This window comes from Legionella londiniensis (assembly GCF_001467825.1).
In the GTDB taxonomy this organism is placed as follows: domain Bacteria; phylum Pseudomonadota; class Gammaproteobacteria; order Legionellales; family Legionellaceae; genus Legionella_A; species Legionella_A londiniensis.
Genome location: NZ_LNYK01000001.1, coordinates 54,040 through 61,984, shown reverse-complemented (window position 1 = coordinate 61,984; position 7,945 = coordinate 54,040). Strand labels below are relative to the sequence as shown.

Sequence of the window (7,945 nt, the reverse complement as noted above, 5' to 3'; positions counted from 1 at the left end):
TCGGATTGGCTGGATGGCCAGTTTTTCGGGAATTCTGGAATTCGGAAAAAACGGCCTTCTTTTTGTGCCCTATAGACCCCTATATCCATATAGAGTTCATCTCCACCTGTTTCCTGATGCTTTAAAGGCTTTAGATGATTCAGTATGAGGGTCGGTTTTATGGTATTTTTTTGTGGAGAATCCGGCGCTTTTTCTGCCAAAGCTGCTGTAGAAAAAAATAAAAACCCAATGCAAAAAATCCAATTCAGCCGTTTCATACATCCTGCTCCTTTTGTTAAGCCCTGCATGTTAGCACATGTTAAGAATTTGTTTTACCGAAAAAGACATTGCTTGCTCTAATTTTGCATAAGTTGTTAAACTGATACCAATGAGCCCGGTTCTAACATTTTCCCGCCATAAAACAAATTGTCAATAAACCTTGTCAAAATCGTCTTGATACCTCTTCTGACAGCGTAATTAGATTATTCATTACATAATTCAAGGCGGCAATCGTTCCCTCAAAATTAATAGCCAGTATACCCGCGCAAAGAAAAGCCAACCCCTTCGGGCCATGTTGTATCCCTGGCTGGCTCGCATGGACGAGCAGCGTGCACCCTCGTACAAACCATATCAAGCCAACCGTCAGGATAACAACTTTCATGGAGCTGTAGATATCATAGGGCTTATACTGAGAATATTGTAGGACATTTCCATAACCGAATGTTGTGGTCGACAATACCGTTATGGCTGAAGGTAAAAAAAGTAAGGCCGCTCCGCCAAGGAAATAGGCAATGGGAATAAACATCTTTTCATGAGAACCGCCCCTTGAGCGGGCATCGCCAATTTTTCTGAGCTTACTGATAGCCGTCCACATAAAAAGAATGCCAATAAGATAGGCCAGGCCTGTAATTAGTGCCTGTACGGCCAGCAGCGATCGGCTTAAATTGCCAATCATGGTTACGATATCAGCATTCATAATTTAATTATACACATTTTCCTGGCTAACCTTGGAATACATAAAATTATCACTCTGTATATAAATAATACTTGCAATATCCTGTTTTTAGCCTATATTAACCATTTAATCAATTTTTATATGTAATTATGTCCATCAATACCTTTCCGATTATGCTTGAAGAGGCCTTTATGCTCTCGCCCAAAGTCAGGCATTTTATCTGCAAATGCGAGCAGAAGCCGGCTTTTGACTATCTTCCAGGACAATTTATAACCATTCATTTTGAGCGTGACGGTAAAACCCTGCGGCGAAGCTACAGCATTGCCAATATTCCCCTGCAAAACAATCGCATTGAGTTTGCTGCAGGCTACGTAGCAGGCGGGCCCGGCAGCGAATTTCTTTTTAATTTAAAACCTGGTGATTCAATCAATATCACAGGTCCTTTTGGCCGACTGGTTCTCAAGGATGACAATCCCAAACGGTATGTCCTGATTGCCACCAGCACTGGCATCACACCTTATCGCGCTATGCTTTCTGAGTTAAAAAGACGGCTCAAGCTTGACCCCAACCTTGAAATTGTCATTTTACAAGGAGTGCAGAAACGGGAGGATATACTGTACGGTAATGAATTTAGAGCGTTTGTTGCTTCTTCTGACCGGGTTATCTTTCGCGCTCACTTAAGCCGTGAAACTGAAGTTCATGAACATCAGCATGAATTTAAGGGCTATGTGCAAAGCGCGTTTCCCCATTTACAATTAGATCCGGAAAGGGACATGGTATATTTGTGCGGCAACCCGGGTATGATTGACGAGTCTTTTAACCTGCTTAAGGAACAAGGATTCAGCTTGCAGCAAATCATTCGTGAAAAATATATTTCCGGAAAATAAATCAACCCGAGCCTAACTAAGACTCACACTTATCAATAATAAAAATCAGGAGCGAAATATGAATTTTGATGAGCTATCAACCACAATGGATGCCTTATTGCAAGAGGGTAAAGGCTTTTTGGCTGCCGATGAAAGTACAGGTACGATAGGCAAACGGTTTGCAAGCATCGGGCTTGAAAACAATGAGGAAAACCGGCGCAATTATCGGCTGTTGCTCGCCAACACCAAAGATTTGGAAAAATACATTAATGGCGTGATCTTATTTGAAGAAACATTTCAGCATCATGATGAACAAGGCACCCCTATTGTTGAATTGTTTGCCCAAAAAGGCATTATCCCCGGCATCAAAGTGGATAAAGGCCTGGTTCCCCTGGCAAATACCGATGATGAAAAAATTACCCAAGGGTTGGATGGCTTGCCAGAGCGCCTGATGCATTTTAAAAAACTGGGTGCAAAATTTGCCAAGTGGCGTAATGTTTACTCTATTTCAGACTATAAACCTAGCCTGATTGCCATTAAAGCAGGTGCTGAGGTTCTGGCCCGTTATGCTGCCTGCTGTCAGGAAGCAGGAATTGTCCCTATTGTTGAGCCTGAAATCCTGATGGATGGTGCCCACAGCATAGAGCGCTGTGCGGAAGCCTCAGAAATTGTTTTCCATGAATTATTCCATTCGCTTTTTATCCATCAAGTTGCCTTGGAGCACATTATTTTAAAGCCGAGCATGATTACCTGCGGCAAGGAGAGCAAACCTTTCAGTTCTCCGGAAGAAATAGCCAATTACACCCTAAGCATTTTCCTAAATCATGTTCCCGCTGCGGTGCCTTCCATTAATTTCCTCTCCGGAGGTCAATCGCCGACACAGGCTACAGCCAACTTAAATGCCATAAACTCATTTGGTCCACAACCTTGGATGTTAAGCTTTTCATATGGTAGAGCCTTACAGGAAGATTGTCTGAAGATCTGGGAAGGGAAGTCAGAGAATGTAGAAAAAGCTCAAAAAGCGCTCTTGAAACGTGCGCATTTAAACAGCTTGGCATGTTTTGGTGAATATCAGGAAAACATGGAATCCTAAAAAACTGCAACACAACTTTACTGTTGACATCCATTTCGCCATTCATGTTCTTTTGCAAACCATGAAAGCCTCAAACAGTCAACGTAAATCGGGCAAACAAGGGCACATGATCCGACAGCATGCGCCATGGTTTGCCCTGCAGGCATTGTACTTCGCGCGCTTCCATACCCCGAAAATAAACCCTGTCTATGCACAAGGAAGGCCTAATGGCAGGAAAAGAGCGCGCATGCTTCCCTTCTAAAGAATAAAAGGCTTCCTGAATACCCAATTCTTCTGCCAGGGGCTTTGATAAATGCATTCGCCAGTCATTGAAATCCCCTGCCATCAGTAAAGGTTCATCCTCAGGAACTGCTTCGCTGATCCTCGCCATTAAGGTTTTGGATTGTTCCTTACGCTCAGCCTTAAACAATCCCAAGTGAACACAAAGCAGATGAATCTTTATTTTCGGAGCGTCGCTTAAGATAAGCTGGCTATGCAAAATCCCGCGCGAGGCGCGATTGAGCGAGGATAAATTAATATTTTCAAATCGCTCAAAAGGATATTTGCTCAAAATGGCGTTGCCGTGGTGACCTGACTGATAGATGGCATTTTTGGCATATACATAATGAGGCCAAATCTTTTCAGCAATATATTCAAACTGAGGGGCATCCGGCCAGGCGTCAATCCGTTTTTGGCGTCTCCTGTGCTCTCCCTGCACTTCTTGCAAAAAAACAAAATCCGGATTTAATGAAGTAATCGCTTCACGCATTTCGGGTAATAAAAAACGGATTTTACCAAAGCCAAAACCTTTATGGATGTTATATGTTATCAGTGAAATGGTTTGCGTGGATTGCTGCATTTACACTCACCTTTATTTGGCCTGAGACTTTGACACCAGGGTTTTGCAAAAATGACGATGCAACGTGTCAACACGTCTGATGGCTATTTGCCAGATCTTCTGCATCATACTGATAAAGCCCACCATTATCCATATTAATTAGCATAGGCCATTTTTAAAATATGATGGCTAAATTTGCAAATATATAAATATATTTGGTGATTTAAAAGATAAATGTCCCGGATTGGGCAAAGCCCTAGCCCGGGATGTGGTCATTGGTTATCCGCCGCTGATAAAGACTTATTACGAAATTCAGGCAAGACTTACCCCATCAATGTTTGGGATTCATTACAGTTTTGATAATCAACCGCTACTTTTGCAAGTGCATTTTTTACATCATGAACCTCATATCCCAAATCCTGCGTTGCACTGATAATGCCGCAGCCACCCTGCACAAATGTAGAATAGGGTGTCCAATAATCCATATTGGCTTTCACCATGACATCAAAGGCCTTGCGGGTGTTCCAGTTGGGAGTCGTAGCCAGCAGATAAAACAAACGATTATACACGCCGCTTGAATAATGAACATCCAATCCCTTGTAATACTCATCTGCACTGTCTATGGATTCCCCATCCCGGCTCGGCTTATCCATGTAGCGAATTGCATCGTAGCCGCTCTTTTTCTTAAATATTTCTCCACCAATTTTCCAGTCATTTTTTCCTTGGGCAAAAAATTCAGCAGCTTTTGCCGCCATATCGGAAAATGATTCATTCATGCCGCCGGATTGTCCATAATACATCAAATTTGAATACTGCTCGGTAAATCCATGAGATATCTCATGGGCGCCAATTCCCAGTGAAACCAACGGATGGAGTAAGCGACCGCCGTCACCGAAAGTCATCTGCTTGCCATCCCAAAACGCATTTTCATAAGAACGCCCATAGTGAACGCGCATAATCATTTTCATGGCTTTCCCGGCATTATTGACTAAAGGAGGAATCCCATACCATTGATTGTACAATTGATTAATAACCTGGCCTGCGTAAAGCGCATCATTGGACGGCGAGAAAGCGCCATTGGCACGGTCATAGCCGTTTGCATTGTATCCTGTCCAGAATATTTTTGATTTAAGATTGCCTTTTTGACAGGAAAACTTCATGGGAACGTTTTTACCGTATACCTTATGTTTCATGTCAACAACTCTGACTGAGTCGTTTTCCATAGCACAAATGCCTGCTTCGTTGTCTCTATGGATTATCAAGTAAGGGACATTTTTTCTTCCATATTGAACTTTACGCGAACTGGTATTGCCGCCAAATCCCCTGCCTCTGACTTCTGTGTAAGCTGTTTTGATATCATTCCACTCTACAAAAGGCGTCAGGGTACTGGCATCCATAATCATGGTTGGCCGTTCTGGTATTTTATCTGGATAGCGAACTAAAGCGCTGACCTTATAGGCCCAATGTGCACGATCATCCTCATCTATGTAAACCATAGGTATCGCCTCTTCTTCACTGATAGCCTGGTTTGGATACTTGGCTTTTAATTGTTCCAGGGCACGGGAGGCATTTTTTTTAAAATCGGCTTGCGGCTTACCCAAATCTTTTTCCAGCGCTTTATATACCTTGCCATTTAAAAGGACTTCGCTTTTGTTATGCAAAAGCATGTTGTGGGGTTGCCTCGTATGCAAAACGACATAGCCGCCAAATACAGGAAAGCCGGCATATTGCTGCTGCATACGGATATGCATAACCTTATTAATATCTCGATGCTGTTTTAGAAATTGCATGGTATCGGCTGAACCAGCTAGTTTTGGTTTATCGCCGGGGAAAAGCAATTCTATGTTGCCGGGAATGGAATGCAGCGAATCATTTTGTAAGGAAACAGGCTCTGCAGCAAATGCTGGCGCTGCAACAGCCAAAGACAAAAAAACGGCTGAATAAACATGAGAATGATTAGCCATGAAACTTTCTCCTTAAGCGTTAAATGCTTGAGTAAACTATCCTTTTATCGCTGGACATGCGATGTAATGAATCATAGAGGCTTAAACAGCATAGCAGCCAAAATTAATTAAGCCAGTAAATTCATGAGAATGGAATACAGATCATCAAGAAATGATTCGAATAGCTTTATCTGCTGAACTTGCGTGCTTATTCCATGACCATGCTTATTAAGCACACATAGCAAAACAGAAAATGCGGTAAAAAACAATAAGAATTTTAACTAAAATGCCTCTTGCAAAAGATAAAGGCTCATAGTTCATCTTGAATCAGTTATATTTTTGCCAGGTGAATTAACACCTGCCTGGGTGTGATGCTATCCCCTTTTTGACAATAGACTTCCTGCACCTTCCCGGCAAAAGGCGCCTGGATTTCGGTTTCCATTTTCATGGCTTCCATCACCAGCAATGCCTGCCCGACTTTAACTTCATCACCTGCTTTTACCTGAACACTGACTACGGTTCCCGGCATGGCAGCTGTTATGTCCCCCGCTGAAATTGGTTTTTGCGGCAGAGGCGAGGAATCCTTCCGGTTTTCTTCAGTATAATGAAGAATGACTTCTTCCGGCACGCCGTCAACCCAAAGATAATAGGCCTGTTTGCCATTTTCCCGTTTTCCGGTTCCGCCCACTTTGACGTGATATTGTTCGCCATGCAAGGAAAATTCAAATTCGGATAAAGGTTGTTTTTTTACATTTAATTCCGGTGCCAGCAGTGGCTCGGGGCTCAGCGCCAGATTCTTTCGTTCTTCCAGAAACTGCTTTGCTACCTCAGGAAACATGGCATAAGACAACACATCTTCTTCATTTTCCGCTAAACCACCTATGTTTTTTCGCAAACGCTCAAGTTCGCAGGGCAATAAATCGGCAGGCCGCCCTTCAATCACTTCCGTTTGGCCAATTGCTTTTTGACGCAATCGGGCATTGATTTTTCCAGGTGGGGCGCCATATTTTCCCTGACAATAGAGCTTGACCTCATTGGTAATAGTCTTATAACGCTCGCCGGTTAATACATTAAGCACCGCCTGAGCGCCAACAATTTGCGATGTTGGGGTCACAAGAGGAGGATAACCCAAATCCTTCCGCACTCGGGGAATTTCAGCATGCACTTCCTGCATTTTATCCAAAGCCTGCTGCTCTTTTAGTTGGTTGTACAGATTGGAAATCATCCCTCCTGGAACCTGGTAGAGTTGCACTCTCGGATCAATTTCCCGGGCTTCACTCTCAAATTGCTGATATTTTTTGCGAATACCTTGAAAGTAATCGCCAATTTCAAGCAGCAGGCTCAAATCAAGACCGGTATCATAAGGTGTATCAGCAAGTGCTGCCACCATGGATTCCGTTGCCGTATGTGACGCCCCGCCTGAATAGGCAGAAATCGCTGTATCAATATGCCTGCAACCTGAAACAACAGCCTCATAAAGACAGATCCCGGCCAGACCTGAAGTAGCATGGCTATGGACATGGATAGGCAATCCAGTTGCATCGGCCAGAGCCACAGTGAGCTCAACAGCCGCTTTGGGAGTCAAAAGCCCTGCCATATCCTTGATGGCGATGCTGTCGCAGCCCATATCTGCCATGACCTTGCCAAGCTCTACGAATCGCTCCAGGGTATGGACAGGACTTGTGGTGTAAGAAATTGCGCCTTGGGCATGTTTTTTGTATTTTTTAATACACTCGATTGCCACTTTTAAATTGCGCGTGTCATTTAACGCATCAAAGACGCGAAATACATCAATACCGTTTTTCACGGCCAGCCGAATAAACTCTTTTACAACATCATCCGCATAATGACGATAACCAAGCAAATTTTGCCCGCGCAGGAGCATGGATAAGGCAGTATTGGGCAGTGCGTTACGCAACTTCTTTAACCTCTCCCATGGGTCTTCCTTTAAAAAACGCAAACAGGCATCAAAAGTTGCCCCGCCCCAAACTTCCATGGCCCAAAACCCAACCTGATCCATTTTATGGCAGACAGGCAGCATGTCTTCAGTACGAAGCCTTGTGGCAATTAAGCATTGATGGGCATCGCGTAGCGTTACATCCGTGATGTGGGTTTTCATCAATCATCCTTCGCGAATCAAAGTTCTGTACTTAACTATAACCAGAATGAGACAAAGAAGCCAAGATAGTAAATATGAAGTTATCTTGCCGGCATCTTGCCGATATCATCGGATATATAGACATATTCGTGAGAATCAGGCAAAATTGCGGGAATTTTGATCGCGACTGTTTT

Annotated in this window: 7 protein-coding genes; 2 read left to right on the top strand and 5 right to left on the bottom strand. The window is 43.4% G+C overall.

Translation table 11 applies throughout. From position 1 onward, the window contains the following. Together Llon_RS11515 and Llon_RS00290 are read right to left on the bottom strand one after the other, a co-directional pair. On the bottom strand, window positions 1–257 hold a 257-nt coding region (locus tag Llon_RS11515), incomplete at its 3' end, for a hypothetical protein (protein ID WP_058528079.1). Between the two features lie 164 nt (window positions 258–421). Then, window positions 422–955: a hypothetical protein gene (locus Llon_RS00290; RefSeq protein ID WP_058528078.1), complete on the bottom strand. Its 534-nt coding sequence runs from the start codon at window positions 953–955 to the stop codon at window positions 422–424. Between the two features lie 128 nt (window positions 956–1,083). On the opposite strand from Llon_RS00290, the gene Llon_RS00285 reads away from it, so the two are divergent. Together Llon_RS00285 and Llon_RS00280 are read left to right on the top strand one after the other, a co-directional pair. Then, a complete protein-coding gene (locus Llon_RS00285; RefSeq protein WP_058528077.1) occupies window positions 1,084–1,821 on the top strand; it encodes a ferredoxin--NADP reductase in 738 nt (245 codons plus the stop codon). 58 nt (window positions 1,822–1,879) lie between these two features. Beyond that, on the top strand, window positions 1,880–2,893 hold the full coding sequence (locus Llon_RS00280) for a class I fructose-bisphosphate aldolase (RefSeq protein ID WP_058528076.1): 1,014 nt from the start codon (window positions 1,880–1,882) through the stop codon (window positions 2,891–2,893). A gap of 70 nt (window positions 2,894–2,963) precedes the next feature. On the opposite strand, the gene Llon_RS00275 is transcribed toward Llon_RS00280, so the two are convergent. The 3 genes from Llon_RS00275 to oadA form a co-directional block, all read right to left on the bottom strand. After that, window positions 2,964–3,731, bottom strand: coding sequence for an endonuclease/exonuclease/phosphatase family protein (locus tag Llon_RS00275; protein ID WP_058528075.1), 768 nt, complete (start codon window positions 3,729–3,731; stop codon window positions 2,964–2,966). Window positions 3,732–4,033: 302 nt separating this feature from the next. Beyond that, window positions 4,034–5,674: a M4 family metallopeptidase gene (locus tag Llon_RS00270; RefSeq protein WP_058528074.1), complete on the bottom strand. Its 1,641-nt coding sequence runs from the start codon at window positions 5,672–5,674 to the stop codon at window positions 4,034–4,036. Between the two features lie 310 nt (window positions 5,675–5,984). After that, entirely contained in the window at window positions 5,985–7,772 is a 1,788-nt protein-coding gene (gene oadA, locus Llon_RS00265) for a sodium-extruding oxaloacetate decarboxylase subunit alpha (protein ID WP_237758225.1), read from the bottom strand. Window positions 7,773–7,945: the final 173 nt, after the last annotated feature.